Annotated in this window: 18 protein-coding genes; 6 read left to right on the top strand and 12 right to left on the bottom strand. The window is 46.0% G+C overall.

What is annotated here, in order from left to right; genetic code table 11:
• Nucleotides 1-33: 33 nt before the first annotated feature.
• Complete coding sequence (locus OH463_RS24115) at nt 34-390, bottom strand: hypothetical protein (protein ID WP_005447150.1); 357 nt, start codon at nt 388-390, stop codon at nt 34-36.
• A gap of 576 nt (nt 391-966) precedes the next feature.
• On the opposite strand from OH463_RS24115, the gene OH463_RS24110 reads away from it, so the two are divergent.
• On the top strand, nt 967-2,199 hold the full coding sequence (locus OH463_RS24110; protein WP_005447152.1) for an L-lactate MFS transporter: 1,233 nt from the start codon (nt 967-969) through the stop codon (nt 2,197-2,199).
• Nucleotides 2,200-2,294: 95 nt separating this feature from the next.
• On the top strand, nt 2,295-3,941 hold the full coding sequence (locus OH463_RS24105) for a VRR-NUC domain-containing protein (RefSeq protein WP_269992906.1): 1,647 nt from the start codon (nt 2,295-2,297) through the stop codon (nt 3,939-3,941).
• Nucleotides 3,942-4,194: 253 nt separating this feature from the next.
• On the opposite strand, the gene OH463_RS24100 is transcribed toward OH463_RS24105, so the two are convergent.
• Nucleotides 4,195-5,268, bottom strand: coding sequence for a tetratricopeptide repeat protein (locus OH463_RS24100; protein WP_269992905.1), 1,074 nt, complete (start codon nt 5,266-5,268; stop codon nt 4,195-4,197).
• Nucleotides 5,269-5,278: 10 nt separating this feature from the next.
• Nucleotides 5,279-6,601: an anaerobic sulfatase maturase gene (locus OH463_RS24095; RefSeq protein WP_269992904.1), complete on the bottom strand. Its 1,323-nt coding sequence runs from the start codon at nt 6,599-6,601 to the stop codon at nt 5,279-5,281.
• Between the two features lie 176 nt (nt 6,602-6,777).
• Between OH463_RS24095 and OH463_RS24090 the strand changes: the two genes are divergently transcribed.
• The 4 genes from OH463_RS24090 to OH463_RS24075 all read left to right on the top strand — a co-directional run bounded on the left by OH463_RS24090 (nt 6,778) and on the right by OH463_RS24075 (nt 9,853).
• Nucleotides 6,778-7,566 (top strand): formylglycine-generating enzyme family protein, encoded by a 789-nt coding sequence (locus OH463_RS24090; RefSeq protein WP_269992903.1) that lies wholly within the window; start codon nt 6,778-6,780, stop codon nt 7,564-7,566.
• A gap of 167 nt (nt 7,567-7,733) precedes the next feature.
• A complete protein-coding gene (locus tag OH463_RS24085) occupies nt 7,734-8,714 on the top strand; it encodes an HAD family hydrolase (RefSeq protein WP_269992902.1) in 981 nt (326 codons plus the stop codon).
• Nucleotides 8,715-8,852: 138 nt separating this feature from the next.
• Nucleotides 8,853-9,500, top strand: a complete 648-nt coding sequence (locus OH463_RS24080; protein WP_050936242.1) for an AcfA family outer membrane beta-barrel protein — start codon at nt 8,853-8,855, stop codon at nt 9,498-9,500.
• Nucleotides 9,501-9,517: 17 nt separating this feature from the next.
• Entirely contained in the window at nt 9,518-9,853 is a 336-nt protein-coding gene (locus tag OH463_RS24075; protein WP_005447161.1) for a YgiW/YdeI family stress tolerance OB fold protein, read from the top strand.
• Between the two features lie 73 nt (nt 9,854-9,926).
• Here OH463_RS24075 and yegS read toward each other — a convergent pair whose 3' ends face one another.
• From yegS to OH463_RS24030, 9 genes are all read right to left on the bottom strand, one after another.
• Entirely contained in the window at nt 9,927-10,829 is a 903-nt protein-coding gene (gene yegS / locus OH463_RS24070) for a lipid kinase YegS (protein WP_050925339.1), read from the bottom strand.
• A 9-nt stretch (nt 10,830-10,838) separates the two neighbouring features.
• On the bottom strand, nt 10,839-11,744 hold the full coding sequence (locus tag OH463_RS24065; RefSeq protein ID WP_017188901.1) for a LysR family transcriptional regulator: 906 nt from the start codon (nt 11,742-11,744) through the stop codon (nt 10,839-10,841).
• A gap of 139 nt (nt 11,745-11,883) precedes the next feature.
• Nucleotides 11,884-12,309 carry a bifunctional diaminohydroxyphosphoribosylaminopyrimidine deaminase/5-amino-6-(5-phosphoribosylamino)uracil reductase RibD gene (locus OH463_RS24060; RefSeq protein WP_009697242.1) on the bottom strand — a complete coding sequence of 142 codons (426 nt, stop codon included), beginning with the start codon at nt 12,307-12,309 and terminating at the stop codon, nt 11,884-11,886.
• A gap of 209 nt (nt 12,310-12,518) precedes the next feature.
• Nucleotides 12,519-12,956 carry a F0F1 ATP synthase subunit epsilon gene (locus OH463_RS24055; protein WP_005431788.1) on the bottom strand — a complete coding sequence of 146 codons (438 nt, stop codon included), beginning with the start codon at nt 12,954-12,956 and terminating at the stop codon, nt 12,519-12,521.
• 15 nt (nt 12,957-12,971) lie between these two features.
• Nucleotides 12,972-14,357 (bottom strand): F0F1 ATP synthase subunit beta, encoded by a 1,386-nt coding sequence (gene atpD / locus OH463_RS24050; RefSeq protein WP_005431749.1) that lies wholly within the window; start codon nt 14,355-14,357, stop codon nt 12,972-12,974.
• Nucleotides 14,358-14,380: 23 nt separating this feature from the next.
• Complete coding sequence (gene atpG, locus OH463_RS24045) at nt 14,381-15,241, bottom strand: F0F1 ATP synthase subunit gamma (protein WP_005431811.1); 861 nt, start codon at nt 15,239-15,241, stop codon at nt 14,381-14,383.
• 21 nt (nt 15,242-15,262) lie between these two features.
• Nucleotides 15,263-16,801: a F0F1 ATP synthase subunit alpha gene (gene atpA / locus OH463_RS24040; RefSeq protein WP_009699258.1), complete on the bottom strand. Its 1,539-nt coding sequence runs from the start codon at nt 16,799-16,801 to the stop codon at nt 15,263-15,265.
• Between the two features lie 12 nt (nt 16,802-16,813).
• Entirely contained in the window at nt 16,814-17,356 is a 543-nt protein-coding gene (locus OH463_RS24035; RefSeq protein ID WP_269992899.1) for a F0F1 ATP synthase subunit delta, read from the bottom strand.
• A gap of 8 nt (nt 17,357-17,364) precedes the next feature.
• Nucleotides 17,365-17,835: a F0F1 ATP synthase subunit B gene (locus OH463_RS24030; protein WP_005431830.1), complete on the bottom strand. Its 471-nt coding sequence runs from the start codon at nt 17,833-17,835 to the stop codon at nt 17,365-17,367.
• Between the last annotated feature and the right edge of the window lie 2 nt (nt 17,836-17,837).

Raw genomic sequence — 17,837 nt, 5'->3', positions numbered from 1 at the left:
GGCGTTTTTGTATTCGGCTATAAGTGACGCTGATTAAGCAGCTTTAAAGCGCTCTGGAATCTTAGTGATGCTTTGACGATAGCTGAACCACAAGTAGGTTACCGCTAATGAGAAGAACAAGTAAGACAAAGCAAACACGATTGGAGATGTAATCAGCTCGGCTGACATACCCCACATTACGCCAATTACCGTAATCGTCAATTTAGATAACATGCCACAGATCAGTAAGAACAAAGCAAGCTGTGGGAAACGCGAACTACGGAATGCGAAGAAGTAGCAGCTACCTACTGCAAGCGATGCAATAGAAAGACCTAGCATGAATGAATGGATGTGATCTGCTGATGCGACACCTGCAGAAACAGAAGCCATAAGTAATAGGAACAATTTCATAAGTCACCTCACTACGAGTAGAGAAAAGCATCCTTTCATTAATGAAAACTCATTTTGCGCCCTATTTTGCTTATCTATTTAGCAATTACAAGCACATTTTTTGCTCAATTTATGTTCACCCTCTCCTTTTGAATCAAGTTATTACAAGCAGTTAACATTCTCTAATTTATAAACCCTTTAGATCCTGCACTTACAGAAAATAGTCTCTATTTCGCCCACTTTTGTTACAGAACATTAACACTAAAATATTTTGAAACTTTTTGCTTAAACTGTGAGCCAAATACCCATGCTCTAGCTATAAACCTTGTTTCACTTAGGATCTCACTACCAAACCAACGATTCTTTACGTTAGATCAACATTTCCTTCATATATAAAACGCTCTCATTACAACCATTTTTAATGCTTCGAATTATTTTTAGTAATAGGGGTAAAAAGAGATTCCAATCACACATTTATTGGTTATAATCCGCGCTCATTACGTTATGCGTTGAAAAATGCAAACTTATTTTGAGTAAACCCTATCTTTAAACCGACTCCTCTTTGCTATCTGCCAAGAGGTATTACTGAGAACAAAAATGAGCAAGATTGATAAAGCTATGCGCATCCTGCTAGCAGGATTCTGTATCAACCTTTGTCTTGGCATCCTGTATGCTTGGAGTGTATTCAACAAAGCACTAGTGACTGAGTCAGGCTGGAGCGCAGCAGAAGCATCTGCACCTTACGCGACTGCAACTATTACTTTCTCTATCTGTCTTCTTGTTGCAGGTATTCTTCAAGACCGTATGGGTCCACGTTTGATCCTTATCCTAGGTACTGTTCTAACAGGTCTAGGCATGATCGCGTCTGGTTTTGTTAACTCACCACTAATGCTGAACATCACTTTCGGTGTGGTCACTGGTGCAGGTATCGGTTTTGGTTACGCGTGTCTTTCTCCTTCAGCAATGAAGTGGTTCCACGCATCTAAGAAAGGTATGGTTAACGGCATCATCGCAGCAGGTTTCGGTCTAGCAGCTATCTACCTAGCTCCTGTGACTTCTGCGCTGATCGACAGCATGGGCATCCAAACAAGCTTCCTAGTTCTTGGTGTCGGTATCCTTGCTATCGCTGTTCCACTAGCAGCAACAATCAACAACCCACCAGCGGATTACACGCCAGCAGAGCCTAAAGTAAAAGAAGGTCAAGCGCCTAAGGTTGTGAAGAAGTCTGACGACCTAACTTGGAAAGCAATGCTTAAAACGCCACAGTTCTACTCTCTATGGATCATGTACGCGTTCGCAGCTTCTGTTGGTCTTATGATCATCGGTAACATCACTACTATTGCAAGCGTTCAAGCGAACCTGCCAAACGCGGTTTACCTAGCGTCTATCCTTGCGGTATTTAACTCAGGCGGTCGTGTAGCAGCAGGTATGCTTGCAGACAAGATCGGTGGCGTTCGTACTCTTCTTCTAGCGTTCGTTCTACAGGGCATCAACATGGTTCTGTTCGCAACGTTCAAAACTGAGTTTACGCTGATCATAGGTACAGCAATCGCAGCAGTAGGCTACGGTACGCTTCTAGCAGTATTCCCTACTCTAACGGCTGAATTCTACGGTCTGAAGAACTACGGTACTAACTACGGCGTGCTATACACAGCATGGGGTATCGGTGGTGCAATCGGTGCTGCTGTTGTTGGTTTCTCAATGACTAACGGTGACGGTTACACGCTTGCTTACACTATCTCAGCGGCAATGATGGCGGTATGTATCGTACTGGCGTTCATCACTAAGCCACTGACTGAAGCGAAAGTAGCACAACTGAAAAACGCTTAATTGCCAGTCCAGTTCTATTTATCTAGTAGATCTGCAGAAATTGATTCGAAAAAGGCTTAACCTATGGGTTAAGCCTTTTTTATTGTTAGTTGGTTATGGAAAACACCGTCGAACTCGCGCCAGATTACTATCTCGATAACTTCTTTAAGCTCACACAGCACGCTACCAAGTGGTACAGCGACTTACTTTGCTCAGATGAGCACCAATGGCTATCCGCGTTTGAAAGCTTAAACAAACCCGCACAGTGTCTTCTTGTTCGTCTATACAGCCGTAAAGGGTGCTGGTTTCGCAGCGACAAACTCAACTATCAAGAAATCGAGAATATCCAGTCTGCTTTGGATGAATTGGCAGCTCATGATTTTGTCTCGCTCTCCCCTGACCTAACAACGCAAGAATTAGCAGCGAATCTACTGACCAAGCCAGAGATCGTCACGCTCTATCCTGAGCATCTTAAATCCCTCAAGAAAGAGGCGTTAGTGGCATGCCTAAGTGAAGAGCGTTTCGAGCTATTTGAGGCTCTGGATTTCACGGTGATTAAGCTGAACTCCGCACACATGATTGATGTTTTGCTGACGCTGTTTTTTGCTAATACCCATCAAGACCTCAGCCAGTTCGTGCTTGACGATTTAGGCTTACACCAATTCGAACAATACCAGTTAAGTAAAGCGCGTCGATTTTTCGAGAGCAGAGAGCAAATCGACCGTCTTATTGAGCTCAGCCAGCTCTCCAACCTTTATTGGCAATGCGACAGAAAACAAAAAGCGAATCTCGATGTTCTTATCGAAGCAATGCCAGAACAGGTTGAACATCGCTACGTCGACCGTAAACGAGAGCACATAATTAACGACATTGCGCGTGATTACGAACGCATAAACGAGCTTGAGATTGCAATTGCATTGTTTGAAACAACGACACTCGCGCCAAGCCGAGAGCGTCGTGCTCGCATCTACGACAAGCTGGAACAAAACGATTTATTTTGTGACATTGTCACTAAAATGCTCACTCACCCTATTGATGTTTCCGAGCTTGAAGTGGCACAAAAGCTTGAACAACGCGTTAAACGTAAACAGGGCTTTAAAGTCCCGAGAGCCACCAAGCCGGAATGCACCGAATACCATATCGAATTGGATCTATCACAGCAACGTGTTGAACTGGCAACCAAAGCACATTTCGAAAGTTTAGGTTGGACCGTTTTCTATTCTGAGAATACCCTACTCAACGGCTTGTTAGGCTTAACTTTGTGGGATGCGATTTTTGCACCAATAGAGGGGGCATTTATTAACGCTTATCAACATCGACCATTGGATTTGTATCACGCCGATTTTGCCGACAAAAGGAAGCAACTTATCGACAATGCGCTTGAGCAAGTTCAACAAGGGAAGACGCAGGCGTTGTTTGATACATACCGAGATAAAGTTGGGATCAGTAATCCCTTCGTCAGTTGGGCGTACGTGAACGAAGAGCTGATATCCCTAGCTCTTGAACACATCCCTAATGACCTGTTGGTCGAACTGTTTAACGTGCAGTTAAGTGATCTGAAACTCTATCGAAACGGCATGCCGGATTTGATTGCATTTAAAGAAGGGAAATTTGAATGGATAGAGGTGAAAGGCCCAGGCGATAAACTCCAAGATAACCAATGGCGTTGGATCAAGGAGTTCAATCGCCTCAATGTACCGTTCTCAGTCTGTTATGTATACCCAAGTAACTTCAAGATGCAGGATTCAGAGCGCTGTCATTGATTCGAGGTCAAGGAAAACGACGCCGCGTAATAGCCAGCTCTTTCCAAGTTATTTGACGCAGAGATCGGGGCAATGACACGCTCCCGAAGGGCGAGCTGTCTTGGCTTGTATACTTTGTTGTCGATTCTTGATTTAGAGTGACTAGATCTTTAAATCGCCGCCGCGTCTACAAACCAAGTCATTCTCGCTGAACCTAGCATCTTGAGGTTACTTGGGTATAACAGCACAAGCTTAGAAAAGAGCCAGAATGGTCTTAGCTACTTACTTTGGCGTTCTTCTGCCCTTTCTTCTCTTTCAATTGATCAATCACGTAGCTTGGTGCGACTTTCTCTAGTTCGCCCAAGCACTCGTCTGTTTTCGGGTTGTCGTAGCGAACATAAATGTCACAAACCGCATAAAGCTGCTCCGGCGCGCCAGAAATCAAATACGCTTGCTCAAAAGACTTCACCGATTTGTCTAGGTTGTACTCTTCTTGCAGTACACCATTGAGGTACCAGAAGTAACTGTTATCTTTCGCCATGTTGGCTGCTTTCTCAATCTCTAAAGCTGCACTCTTCTTGTCATCAAGACGCACAAGCGTTAACGCTTTCGAGTAATGCAAAGATGCGTTGTCAGGATGAAGCTTAATTGCAGAATCCAGCGTCTTTACTGCATCGGCATCGCGTTGCTGCGCTCGGTAGTTGTCCGCCAAGCTTAACCAGATTTGTGAATTCTCCGGCTGATTGATCACCAAAGCTTGATAGATTTTATCCGCTTTATCCCATTCATGATGCCAACGATAGACATCCGCCAATAACAGTTTGGAACCGTTATCTTGCTTGTTCTCTAAATAGCTGATCAGTTCAGCAACCGGGGCTTCAAGCGTTTGCTTCTGCTCGCTGCTCACGTTAGAAAAGTCACGCACTAAGTTGGTCGCCGCAGTAATGCGAACCATGGTTTCTTGGTCACTCAATAATGGCTCAATCATGCGCCAACGATGTTCAATCGTATATGGCTCTGCTCCAACAATCGCGGCTTCACGAACCGCAGGATCTTGGTCTTGAAGGCTGCGTGCAACCGCTACCAGCGCGTTTTGACTTGGGTAATTCGCCAACTCGTGCAGTGCTTCAATACGCTTTTCAACGGGTTGTTTGATGTCCTGCGCTTGGTAAGACAGCTTGGCAACCATTTGCTGTGGCGACATCTGCGCTGAGTTTGCTTTTTGAGCGCTTGTCATGCTCGCTGATGAGACTTGGTCTGGTGCGAGCAAGGTTTCATCTTGTGCAATGACAGATTGGCTTGTGGTGATACCTAAAGCGACAACTAACAGTGTTTTTGAGAATGTCATATCAATCCCCTTAAAATTTGGTTTCGAATACAGGACGCTTCGCCGCTTGTTGGCGTAGCACTGAATCACTGTATTTGCCATGTGCCACAGGGTTACCCGTTGCACGAAGAATGTATGCCATTGCCTTATCAGCATGAGAGAAGAACTTTTTCCAACCTGCACACAGGTAGTTCAACCCGGGTTCACCGTCTTTGGTGCGGATGAAACGGTTTTTCGGACACTCACCGTAGCAAGCAAATTGGTAATCACACTGTTGGCACTGCTTGGTTAACGAGCGAGTCTTGGCAAAGCCAAACTTTTGCTGCTCAGGACCATAGGCCAACTTGTCTAATTTTTCGTGGTGGATGTTGCCAATCTTGTACTCTGGATAAACGTAGTGGTCACAAGCAAAAACATCACCGTTTGGTTCCATTGCCAAGCCTTTGCCACAAATCTCGCCAAGTGTACAAAGTGGGTTTTTGCGCCCCATCCAAGTCTCGACGCTCGCTTCAAAGTACTGCACAAACACTTTGCCAATGTCGTGTTGAATCCACTCATCAAAAATCGCGATAAGGAAGTTACCCCACGCCTCGTCTGCCACACACCAAGGCTCTACTACAGAGTCTTTGTGACCAGGAATAAGACGCTTGTCACCTTGTTTCAGCTGCTCTTGCGGCCGCCATGTTTGAGGTGCGGTAGTACGGAACGTTTTTTGTTCCACGATGGGAATGAACTGCATTTGCGGTGAGCGTACTTCATCACGCAGGAATCGGTATACCTCAAGAGGATTGCGGCTGGTTAGATTGTTTACACAAGTCAGCGTTGCGAACTTCACTTCGTGTTTGTGCAGCAGTTCAACAGCCTTCATCACTTGGTTAAAGGTACCACGACCTGCGCGGTTGGTTCGGTAAGCGTTGTGCATCATTTCTGGGCCGTCGATACTCAAACCGACCAAGAAGTTATTTGCTTTCAGAAATGCACACCAATCGTCGTTGAGCAAGGTGCCATTGGTTTGTAGATCGTTAGAAATGACCACGCCTTCAGGCTTGTACTTAGATTGAAACTCAACAATCTTTTTAAAGTAATCCAAGCCCAACATTGTTGGTTCACCACCCTGCCAAGAGAAGATGATTTCCGGCGTGTTCTGCCCTTCAATGTACTGACGAATGTAGGCTTCTAGAGTCTCTTCATCCATCACAGGCGTGCAGCCTTTTTTGTACTCAAGTAAGTCCTGTTTGCTGAGGTAATAGCAGTAAGTGCAATCAATGTTACAAGCCGCCCCAATAGGTTTTGCCATGACATGTAAACGCTTAGAGGCTTTACCGTTGAACTGAGGACCTTGAGTAATGTGCATACGTCACCTTTTTCGTTATGAAATGCAGCTGAGAACGCTCATAAGCGTGCCATTCTCACCTTGATGACCTAATCATAAATCCCATTAATACAAGAGGCTTGTTATACCGTTTATAACCTTTTTTCATAGCGTTTATTGCTAATATTTATCGTGACTTTTTTGGCGAGAAACTATTGATGAAATCATTTAAAAGCAAATCGTTAACCGCACTTTCTATTCTATCATTCAACGTATTAATGAGTGGTTGTGCAACTCAATCATCGCATCCTATCGCGCTCAACATTGATCAAGACATGGTGTTGGTTGAAGGCGGTTCATTTGTCATGGGATCGGACAGCGACTCCGCCAAGAAGGCAGAAACCCCAGCACGCGAAGTAAAGGTAGACGGCTTCTACATTTCCAAATTCGAGGTCACTCAAGAATTGTTTGAATCTGTCATGGGTTCTTCAATGAGTTACTTCCAAGGTGCAAACATTCCGGTTAATAACTTGAGTTGGCAGCAGGCAAATTACTTCATCGAGAAGTTGAACGAACTCACAGGTGAAAACTACCGCTTGCCGACAGAAGCGGAATGGGAGTTTGCCGCGAAAGGCGGTAAGAAGAGCCAAGGTTTCACTTACGCAGGCTCAAACAACATTGCTGATGTGGCGTGGTATGCCGACAACTCTAAAAACCAAGCTCACCCCGTTGGTCAAAAGCAACCCAATGAACTCGGTCTTTATGACATGACAGGCAACGTTGGTGAATTTGTTATTGATGCTTATGACGACACCTTCTACCGCTTTGGTCCAACCGAAAATCCAAACAACGCTAAAGACGAAAAAGCAGGCTTAGCACACAAATCCGTACGAGGCGGCAGTTTTGCCTATGATTCTGATGAATCAGAGAATTTCCGTCGAGACTTCGCCAGCCAGTCTATAATTATGTCGGACATGGGACTTCGCCTTGCGAAAGATGCTGATTAAGCACGATTACGCATGAGAAACGACGTGACTGCCCCTTTGCCGCATTCTTACCAATTAAGACGTCTCTTGGTTAGGGAAATGGTTAGGGGAAAGAGGCTAAATCTACGTTGCTCTCATTTAACCTCAATGTATACAAACAATACATTCAAACTTAGGTAAATAATAATATGAAGAAACACATCTGTGCCCTTGCAGTCTTATATGGTTTATCATTCTCAGCGATGGCTTTAGATTGCGATCCAAACTTACTACCTTCTTGGAAAGATGGCGCGAGTAAATCTGCAATTGTTAACTATGTTGATCAATCTACTGATGCTTCGAAAAAAACCTTCATTGCGGAACAAGACCGCATCGCGGTGTTCGACAATGACGGTACGTTATGGTCAGAAAAACCGTTTTACTTCCAACTGGCGTATGCGCTAGACGAAGTGAAACTGATGGCAAAAGACCATCCAGAATGGAAGACACAAGAACCGTTTAAATCTGTACTGAATGACGATATTGAAGGCGTCTTCAAAGGCGGTGAAAAAGCGCTACTTGAGATCGTCAAGGTCACTCATAGTGGTATGACGGTAGAGGAATATCAGCAAAAAGTCGCCGATTGGCTGAAAGTCGCGAAAGATCCACGCTTTGGCAAAGCTTATACCGAACTTACATACAAACCAATGCGCGAAATGGTCACCTACCTGCAAGAGCATGGTTTTAAGACTTACATCGTATCAGGTGGCGGTGTGGACTTTATGCGCGTTTGGGCGCCAGAGGTGTACGGTATTCCCGAAGAGCAAATCATTGGCAGCGCGCTAAAATACAAGTACGACTACAACGACGGTAAGCCAACCGTGACCAAGTTAGGTGAAATCCTCACGATTGATGACAAAGCCGGTAAGGTTGAGAACATTCAGCACATCATCGGTAAGAAACCCGTTCTCGCGATTGGTAACTCAGACGGTGACCACGCGATGATGCAATGGGCAACCAGTCAACCAAACTCTATGGCGATGATCGTTCACCATACCGACGAAGAGCGTGAGTGGAAATACGACCGCAAGTCCAGTGTGGGTCATTTAGATAAAGCAATGGATGAAGCCAATCAGCGTGATAACTGGCACCTCATTGACATGAAAAATGAGTGGTGCACGGTGTATTAACCATACCTTTGCAACTGACAAACTCCTCCTTAGTGAGGAGTTTTTTTATTAATTTTCAAACGTTAGTCTTTTCTTCACGAACACTTCACGACTCTTCACACAAAATGCCTCCCATCGAAACGAAGAGGTAAATATATAATGAAAAAAACAGTCCTGACGATTCTCGCAGCAAGCTCATTTTCGGTTGCAGCAGCACCTTACGTGGGTTTGGAATACGGATTCGGCACCACAGATCACGATTTTGAACCATCTTTTCAAGCTGACGGTGTGAATCTGAACCCTGAATTGGAAGACGGTATTTTTGGTGGCTTCATTGGCTACTCTATCAATGATTCTTGGGCTGTAGAACTGGGTTATAACCAATTTGATCTTGATGATGGTCGTTCCAAAAATCTTGGAATTGTCGATATCAAGGGTCAAAAATACCATCATGAAATGGATTGGGACGCTTCAATCAAAGCCAAACAAATTACGTTAGCGCCTGTGTTTAGCTATGCATTAAACGAAAAGTGGACAACAAAAGTTAAAGCAGGTTTGACTTACACTCAGTACGAATCCAAAGCAAGCCAATCAGAAGAACATGAGCTTGTTATGAATGACGACGTCGAAATGAACAACACCTTGTTCCACCGTTCTGAAAAAAATAATGAGCTCGGTGCAATACTATCTATCGGTGCGGAGTACAAAATCTTCCCTCAATTGACCATCGGCGCGAACGCAAAATACCAGCTTGATAGCTACGCAAACACAGCATCAATCAACGTAGGCTCTACTTACTACTTCTAACTTAGGAAGCCATTAGCATGAAAAAACTGATTATTACGACAACATTAGCCCTAATTTCTGGCTCTGCATTGGCTGCCTTCAACGGTCCTGAAACCGCAGCAATCAGCACTGTAAAAGCGGCGCAAAATGCATCTGATGATAGCTATGTACTGTTGACAGGTAACATCGTTCAAGCACTTGGTAATGAGACTTACCTATTCAAAGACAACACAGGTGAGATTCAAGTCGAGATCGATAACGAAGACTGGATGGGTCAAGACGTATCACCGCAAGATCGCGTTGCCATTCGTGGTGAAGTAGACTCTGAATGGACAAAGACTCAAATCGACGTCGATACGATTCAAAAGCTATAAGCCACACGTTCAAACGAGATCCTTACTCTTGTTAAGTACAAAGCCACCGCATTGGGTGGCTTTTGTGCGTCTCTTAACAAACGCTCAAGCATGGGCAATTAGGCGGTAGGACCAAGCGAATACTTTTAGATCTAACATCAAATCGAATTTTACGGGAACGATAAGGCTCACCATCAAGATTTAAAGGCAGTGCTTTAGGGAAATCGATCTCCAACCAACTCGCCTGAGTATGCTTAACAAACTGCCCAGTCTCAGTTGGATTTTGAATTTCATCAATGACCTGAGGTAGCTCATGGGGCAAGAATGGATGCACCAAAGTAATGTCCATTAAGCCATCATCTATCAATGCATTTGGCGCAAGCTCTTGACCTCCTCCCGCAAGGCGACTATTACAAAACGCCCCAACCAAGATCTCCCCTTGATAACTACCCTGCTCAATTGTGAGGGAGCCATCATAAGGTTTAAAGCCAAGCGCCTTCACTAGACCGGTTAATGTGTAGGCACCACCACCCAGAAAGTTTTTCAGTTCAACTGGTGTTTCAGCGGTAATTTCTGCTCCAAAGCCAGCTGCAGCAATGTTCATAAAATAGCGATCATTAGCTTGAACGCAGTCTACCGCAACAGCGTCACCATTGACGGCAAGTTCGATGGCTTCTCGAATCATGATTGGGATTTTCGTAGCAGTCGCGAAGTCATTCGCCGTACCCATTGGGATAATGGCCAATTCTGGACGAACGTTCGCCTCAATCTGATTCAAAGCCGTTACCGCTTCGTTAACGGTGCCATCGCCACCAGCAACAACAATACGTTTCATTCCTTGATTGACCGCTTCACTCACTAAACGAGTCATGTCTTGTGATTCCCAAGTGACCCGAACTTGCAGATCCACACCTTGTTCTCGCATTCGCATGATCTCACTGCGAAGCTCAGGCGTTCCGGCTTTCTTACCGTTTAGAATGGCTCGTATTGTCTTCATACTGGCCCTTTACTCTTCGATTGCTTTCCCTGCTTGCTTGAGTTGAGCTCTCAACCATTGATGCGCACTTTCATTGTGACGACTAGAATGCCAGATTGCACAAAGGTCATGAATTTTGTCACTAAAAGGAAGCGGGACAGCTTTAATATTATACGTTTTTGAAAAGTGTTGAATGGTCGACAACGGCAGCATACCGATGTATTCACTACCATTAATGACTGGCAGCATTTCCATTGCACCAGATGCGCGATACACGATATTCCTTTGCGCTAGGTCTGCAATATCTTCCTCATTCATCAAACTTTTACGCGCATGCCAACGCGAAACCACGACGTGCTCTTCCGCCAAAAATTGTTCTACAGAACAAGAGTCATGAATTCGTGGATGCTCGGCACTGCACACCACCATCAAACGCTCGGAAAACACAGGCTCTACTTTGAGGACAGTACGACCACGCGGTGGCATATCGATAATCAAATCATATCGTTGTAAACGCAGATCGCTTTCGTAATCTTCCGTGAACAAAGGATGCACTTCCAAACCGACACTCGGCGCGTTTTTACGGATTTGGCGCAGGAGCTGCGGCATTAACTCATAACTGGCAACTGAGACGCAGGCGATGGAAAAAATACGATTGGATACTTTAGGATCAAAACTGCTCGAGGCGGATAAGGTAGAAGTAAAGTTTTTCAGCGCAGCGACCATCGCAGGATAAATATCCATAGCAAAACTGGTCGGCTCGACACCCGATGTGCTGCGGTGGAACAGTGGCTCATCATAAATGTCACGCAAACGAGCGAGTGCTTTGCTCACCGCAGGTTGGCTGATATCAAGACGAGCAGCAGCCTTAGACAGGTTCTGCTCTTCATAAATCGCCACAAAAATGGGGATAAGGTTTAAGTCGGTGCTCTTCATTTTGCAAACATAAAACAGGACATGACCTTATTTTAGCTAACAGTATGATAGTTAACGACTCAGAACTCTAGATTTGAGCGTCTATGCATGTTTTCGCGAGTTTTAACCTCGCATTGACGAAGAATATTCTGAAAATCACTCAGGATTTTCCTAGGTAAGGGGTCAAGAATGCACTCGCCTCTTCACCGCATAAGCCAACTTCTACTTCAACGCCACCTTCTTTTAGGATTTCGATACCGCGACCAGCATTACGGGGATCAGGATCAAGCATAGCAACCACTACTTTTCTGATACCACAAGTCACTAAGGTTTTAGCGCAAGCTGGCGTGCGACCCACAAATGAACATGGCTCTAGTGTTACGTACGCGGTGACGTCACTTAGGTCTCCGTTGTATGCGTTTAGGGCTTCCACTTCTGCATGATTACCACCAATCGCTTGTGTGTGCCCTTCTGATACGATTTCACCGTTTTTGACCAGCACACATCCGACAGGCGGGTTTGGCTGACAGGCAGGCAGCGCGTTGCGTGATACTTCCAACGCACGAAGCATAAATTGTTGGTTCATTTGAATTTGATACTCGTTATTCAGAATTTGGGTGATGGATTCTAACGCCAGCATGCTTTCCTCGCTATATAAAAGTGTTTGCAATACTGATACGTTTTATCTCAACAAACGACTCATTGCTAAACCTAATCCCCATAAAAAATAAAAAAACGGGGCAAACCGTAGTTGCCCCGTTTGGTTACCCTTCAGACCGCATTCCGAAGTGTTGACTAACGAATTCTCATCGTTAGTTCAACTGCACGAAGCTGAGCCAATGCTTTGTTCAACTCCATGTGTGCCTGTGCAAAGCTGATATCGTCTACATGAGCACGAATGTTTTCTTCCGCCGCTCTACGAGCTTCTTCAGCCCTTGCTTTGTCGATGTCTTTACCGTGAAGCGCAGTATCCGCTAATACAGTAACCACATCAGGTTGGACTTCGACCAAACCACCAGAGACATACAGGATCTCTTCAGGCTTGGACAAGTCACCAGTAATACGAGCAACGCCCGGCTTGATTTTACTGATAAGCGGTGAGTGACCCGGACGAATACCTAACTCACCATCCGCACCCGCTACCGCGATAGCATGTGCCGGACCTGAGTAAAGAGTGCCCTCCGCACTTACCACATTCAGTTGAAACGTATTTTGTGAAACCGCTATGGCCATATTGCCTCCCGCGCTTTACAGTTTTTTCGCTTTTTCAAGCACTTCGTCGATGTTGCCGCAGTACATAAATGCCTGCTCTGGGATGTCATCGTACTGACCATCAAGCAGCGCTTTAAAGCCTGCAATGGTGTCTTTTAGTGGAACGAATACACCCGGTTGACCCGTAAACACTTCTGCTACGTGGTAAGGCTGAGTTAGGAAACGTTCAACTTTACGAGCACGAGATACCAAGCGCTTATCTTCTTCAGACAACTCATCCATACCCAGGATAGCGATGATGTCTTTTAGCTCTTTATAACGTTGCAGCGTTTGCTGAACTTTACGCGCCACATCGTAGTGCTCTTGACCAACCACTTGAGGGTCAAGCTGACGTGATGTCGAATCCAATGGGTCAATCGCTGGGTACAGACCCAAAGCAGCGATGTTACGAGATAGAACGACCGTCGCATCCAAGTGCGCAAACGTGGTTGCTGGTGATGGGTCAGTCAAGTCATCCGCTGGTACGTAAACCGCTTGGATAGACGTGATAGAACCATTTTTAGTCGACGTGATACGCTCTTGCAGCACACCCATCTCTTCTGCCAGTGTTGGTTGGTAACCTACCGCAGATGGCATACGACCAAGCAACGCCGATACCTCAGTACCTGCCAATGTGTAACGGTAAATGTTATCCACGAATAGCAGTACGTCACGACCTTCATCACGGAAACGCTCTGCGATGGTCAAGCCCGTTAGCGCAACACGTAGACGGTTACCCGGTGGCTCGTTCATCTGACCGTAAACCATGGCTACTTTGTCGAGAACACCTGCTTCCTTCATTTCGTAGTAGAAATCGTTACCCTCACGAGTACGTTCACCTACACCGGTAAATACCGACAAACCTGAGTGAGCTTTAGCAATGTTATTGATAAGCTCCATCATGTTTACCGTCTTACCTACACCCGCACCACCGAACAAACCGATCTTACCGCCCTTCGCGAACGGACAAATCAAGTCGATAACTTTAACGCCGGTTTCTAGTAGCGCAGTGCTGTTAGATTGCTCTTCATAGCTTGGGGCATCACGGTGGATCTCGTAAGACACTTGCTCACCGATTGGACCACATTCATCGATTGGATGACCCAACACGTTCATGATACGACCTAGGGTTTCTTCACCCACTGGTACCGTGATTGGGTTGCCCGTAGATTCCACTTCTAGGCCACGTTTAAGACCATCCGAAGAACCCATTGCGATACAGCGAACCACACCGCCGCCCAACTGTTGCTGGACTTCCAACATCAGTGAGCCATCGCTGCCATCGTTGATTTTCAGTGCATCGTAAACTTTCGGGCCTTTGCCTTGTTCGAACTCGACGTCGACCACCGCACCGATGACTTTGACGATTTTGCCAATACTCATAATTTAAACCTCAAATTCTCTCTCTAAACCGCTTGTGCGCCGGATACAATTTCACTCAACTCTTGAGTAATCGCCGCTTGACGCGCTTTGTTGTAAACCAGTTGCAGGTCTTCAATCAGTTGCGCTGCGTTATCAGTCGCGGCAGACATTGCCATCATCCGCGCGGCTTGTTCACAAGCGATACTCTCAACCACCCCCTGATAAACCAGTGATTCCACATAGCGTTGAATCAGGTGGTTGAGAATGTCTTGAGGAGACTGCTCGTAGAGGTAATCCCAACGAGCCTCTTTATCACGTGAAATGTCTTCTTTAGGGAACGGCAACATCTGCAATACCGTTGGTTTTTGCACCATGGTGTTTACAAACTGGTTGTAAACGAGGAACAAGCGGTCGATTTTGCCTTCGGAGTAGTGCTCCATCATGGCGTTAACCGCACCCAACATATCTTCCAGTTTTGGTGCATCACCAAGCCCAGAAGTCTGTGCCATTACTTTCCCGAGGGACTGGAAAAAGCTGATTGCTTTCGAACCAATGAGCGTCGTATCTACTTCAACGCCCTTCTCTTGCCAGTCCTGCATTTCTGCCAATACTTTTTTGAACAAATTACTGTTCAGGCCACCACACAAACCTCGATCGGATGAGATGATGATGTAAGCCACTCGCTTCACTTCGCGTTCTTGAAGGAAAGGATGGCTGTACTCCAGCGTACCGGACGAGACGTGACCGATAACCTTACGCATGTTCTCCGCGTAAGGACGGGACGCCTGCATGTTCTCCTGCACTTTGCGCATCTTGCTGGCGGCGACCATTTGCATCGCACTCGTAATCTTTTGCGTGCTACTCACGCTAGCAATTTTGGTGCGAATCTCTTTGGTATTTGCCATAACGGACTCCTGTTAGTGGTCCTACGATTGCAGCGCAGTGAACTCTTTCAGCAAGCTGTGTAGCTCACTCTCGATCTCGTCGTTGTAATCACCGGATTGGTTGATCTTGTCCAGTAGCGGCTGCGCGTTTGTACGACCAAATGCCATCAACTCATCTTCAAAGCGAGAGATTTGGTTTAACGCCACATCAGTGAGGTAACCCTTCTCTGCTGCAAAGATCGCCAGTGCTTGCTCAGCAACGGTCATTGGTGCGTACTGCTTTTGCTTCATGAGTTCCGTTACTTTCTCACCGTGGTCAAGCTGACGACGTGTCGCTTCATCTAGGTCAGAAGAGAACTGAGCAAATGCTGCCAATTCACGGTATTGCGCCAACGCGGTACGAATACCCCCCGACAGCTTCTTGATCACTTTGGTTTGCGCTGCACCACCTACACGAGATACCGAAATACCTGGGTCAACCGCTGGACGTAAGCCTGAGTTGAATAGCTGAGTCTGTAGGAAGATTTGACCATCGGTAATCGAGATTACGTTGGTTGGTACGAATGCTGATACATCACCCGCTTGGGTTTCGATGATTGGCAGTGCGGTTAGAGAACCGGTTTTGCCTTTCACTTCACCGTTAGTGAATCGCTCAACGTATTCTTCGTTAACACGTGCTGCACGTTCTAGAAGGCGTGAGTGGAGGTAGAAAACATCACCCGGGAAGGCTTCACGACCTGGTGGACGTTTTAGAAGTAGCGAGATTTGACGGTAAGCCACCGCTTGTTTTGATAGATCATCGTATACGATCAACGCATCTTCACCACGGTCACGGAAGTATTCGCCCATGGTACAACCTGCGTATGGCGCTAGGTATTGCAGTGCTGCCGCTTCTGATGCTGACGCAACCACCACAATGGTGTTTTCTAGTGCACCGTGTTCTTCTAGCTTGCGAACCACGTTGGCAATCGTCGATGCTTTTTGACCAATTGCGACGTAAATACATTTAACGCCCAGTTCTTTTTGGTTGATGATGGCATCAATCGCCATCGCGGTTTTACCTGTCTGACGGTCACCGATGATCAACTCACGTTGACCACGACCAATTGGCACCATGGAATCTACCGCTTTGTAACCGGTTTGGATTGGTTGGTCGACAGATTTACGGTCGATAACACCAGGGGCAATGACCTCTACAGGGTCCATACGATCGAATGACACTGCGCCTTTACCATCGATTGGTTGACCTAGCGTGTTCACTACACGACCTAGCAGACCGTTACCGACTGGCACTTCGAGAATACGACCGGTGCCTTTTACTTTCATCCCTTCTGACAAGTCCGCATATGGGCCCATCACAACAGCACCAACTGAATGACGCTCTAAGTTCAGAGCCAACGCAAAGCGGTTATCTGGCAGTTCTAGCATCTCGCCTTGCATAACGTCTGCAAGACCGTGAATTGTGATGATGCCGTCACTCACAGAGACGATAGTACCTTCATTTCTCGCTTCACTTTCGAGGTTGAAGTTAACAATTCGCTCTCTGATTAATTCACTGATTTCATTTGAATTTAATTGCATTTCTATACCCCGTTACACATGTAGGTTGGTCGCCAATCGGCTTAGGTTGGTGAGGACACTGCCGTCATACACGGTCTGCCCTGCTGTGATCACCACACCACCTACAAGGGATGGATCCAGTTGTGTTTCTAGTGTGATGGCTTTACCGTACTTTTCGGTTAACGCTTGATTAAGCCTTACCATCTGTTCCTCATCCAGAGGTTCTGAAACACGCACTGTTACTGTCATGGTTCGTTCGTAATCCGCTTTCATCTCTTGGAACTGAACGTTTACTTCACTGAGCGCTTTTAGACGCTTGTTCTCTTCCATAATGCGAAGAAAATTCTCGAAGTTTTGATTCAACCATTCACCACCAGCATGAAGAATCAGATCCAAGAATGGTTGTTCAGAACCGTCTTCATCGAGGTCATTCAAGACCAGAAGCGTGTTAGGTTGTTCCAAGACAACTTGGGTAATCGCAAACATTTGTTGCCAATAGTCCAAGCATTCTGCGTCGCGTGCGTAATCAAACGCCGCTTTTGCGTAGGGTTGAGCTACTACTGTCAATTCGGACATGTGCCCTCCTACATTTCGTTGATGAAGCGGTTCACCAAGTCGCGGTTAGCCGAGCTATCCAGATTGCGATTAATCAGCTTGCTGGCACTTTCAATCACCAGATCCGCCATTTCATCTTTCAGCTCTTGGCGAACTTTACTGCGTTCGCTTTCCACTTCTGCTTTGCCTTCTGCGACAATGCGCGCTTTCTCTTGATTTGCCAGATCAACCGCTTCCGCAACCATCTGTTCTTGACGTTGCTTACCTTGGTTGATGATAGCTTGAGCTTTTGAGCGAGCTTCTGTCAGCAGCGCTTCACCGTTCGCTTTTGCCAGTTCTAACTCTTGTGCTGCTTTTTCTGTTTGCTCAAGACCTTGGGCAATTTCAGCACGACGCTCATCAAGCAGTTTTACAAGTGGTGGCCAGACATATTTCATGCACAGCCAAACGAAAATCACGAAGGAGATCGCCTGACCAAACATTGAGGCATTTAAGTTCATAG

Source organism: Vibrio sp. NFR, assembly GCF_027587095.1.
GTDB lineage: Bacteria > Pseudomonadota > Gammaproteobacteria > Enterobacterales > Vibrionaceae > Vibrio > Vibrio harveyi.
The sequence above is the reverse complement of the archived record's forward strand: the minus strand, read 5'-3'. Positions and strand labels throughout refer to the sequence as shown.

Coding starts and splice junctions, on each gene's coding strand:
- OH463_RS24115 (WP_005447150.1), bottom strand. CDS start 390: ATGAAATTGTTCCTATTACTTATGGCTTCTGTTTCTGCAGGTGTCGCA.
- OH463_RS24110 (WP_005447152.1), top strand. CDS start 967: ATGAGCAAGATTGATAAAGCTATGCGCATCCTGCTAGCAGGATTCTGT.
- OH463_RS24105 (WP_269992906.1), top strand. CDS start 2,295: ATGGAAAACACCGTCGAACTCGCGCCAGATTACTATCTCGATAACTTC.
- OH463_RS24100 (WP_269992905.1), bottom strand. CDS start 5,268: ATGACATTCTCAAAAACACTGTTAGTTGTCGCTTTAGGTATCACCACA.
- OH463_RS24095 (WP_269992904.1), bottom strand. CDS start 6,601: ATGCACATTACTCAAGGTCCTCAGTTCAACGGTAAAGCCTCTAAGCGT.
- OH463_RS24090 (WP_269992903.1), top strand. CDS start 6,778: ATGAAATCATTTAAAAGCAAATCGTTAACCGCACTTTCTATTCTATCA.
- OH463_RS24085 (WP_269992902.1), top strand. CDS start 7,734: ATGAAGAAACACATCTGTGCCCTTGCAGTCTTATATGGTTTATCATTC.
- OH463_RS24080 (WP_050936242.1), top strand. CDS start 8,853: ATGAAAAAAACAGTCCTGACGATTCTCGCAGCAAGCTCATTTTCGGTT.
- OH463_RS24075 (WP_005447161.1), top strand. CDS start 9,518: ATGAAAAAACTGATTATTACGACAACATTAGCCCTAATTTCTGGCTCT.
- yegS (WP_050925339.1), bottom strand. CDS start 10,829: ATGAAGACAATACGAGCCATTCTAAACGGTAAGAAAGCCGGAACGCCT.
- OH463_RS24065 (WP_017188901.1), bottom strand. CDS start 11,744: ATGAAGAGCACCGACTTAAACCTTATCCCCATTTTTGTGGCGATTTAT.
- OH463_RS24060 (WP_009697242.1), bottom strand. CDS start 12,309: ATGAACCAACAATTTATGCTTCGTGCGTTGGAAGTATCACGCAACGCG.
- OH463_RS24055 (WP_005431788.1), bottom strand. CDS start 12,956: ATGGCCATAGCGGTTTCACAAAATACGTTTCAACTGAATGTGGTAAGT.
- atpD (WP_005431749.1), bottom strand. CDS start 14,357: ATGAGTATTGGCAAAATCGTCAAAGTCATCGGTGCGGTGGTCGACGTC.
- atpG (WP_005431811.1), bottom strand. CDS start 15,241: ATGGCAAATACCAAAGAGATTCGCACCAAAATTGCTAGCGTGAGTAGC.
- atpA (WP_009699258.1), bottom strand. CDS start 16,801: ATGCAATTAAATTCAAATGAAATCAGTGAATTAATCAGAGAGCGAATT.
- OH463_RS24035 (WP_269992899.1), bottom strand. CDS start 17,356: ATGTCCGAATTGACAGTAGTAGCTCAACCCTACGCAAAAGCGGCGTTT.
- OH463_RS24030 (WP_005431830.1), bottom strand. CDS start 17,835: ATGAACTTAAATGCCTCAATGTTTGGTCAGGCGATCTCCTTCGTGATT.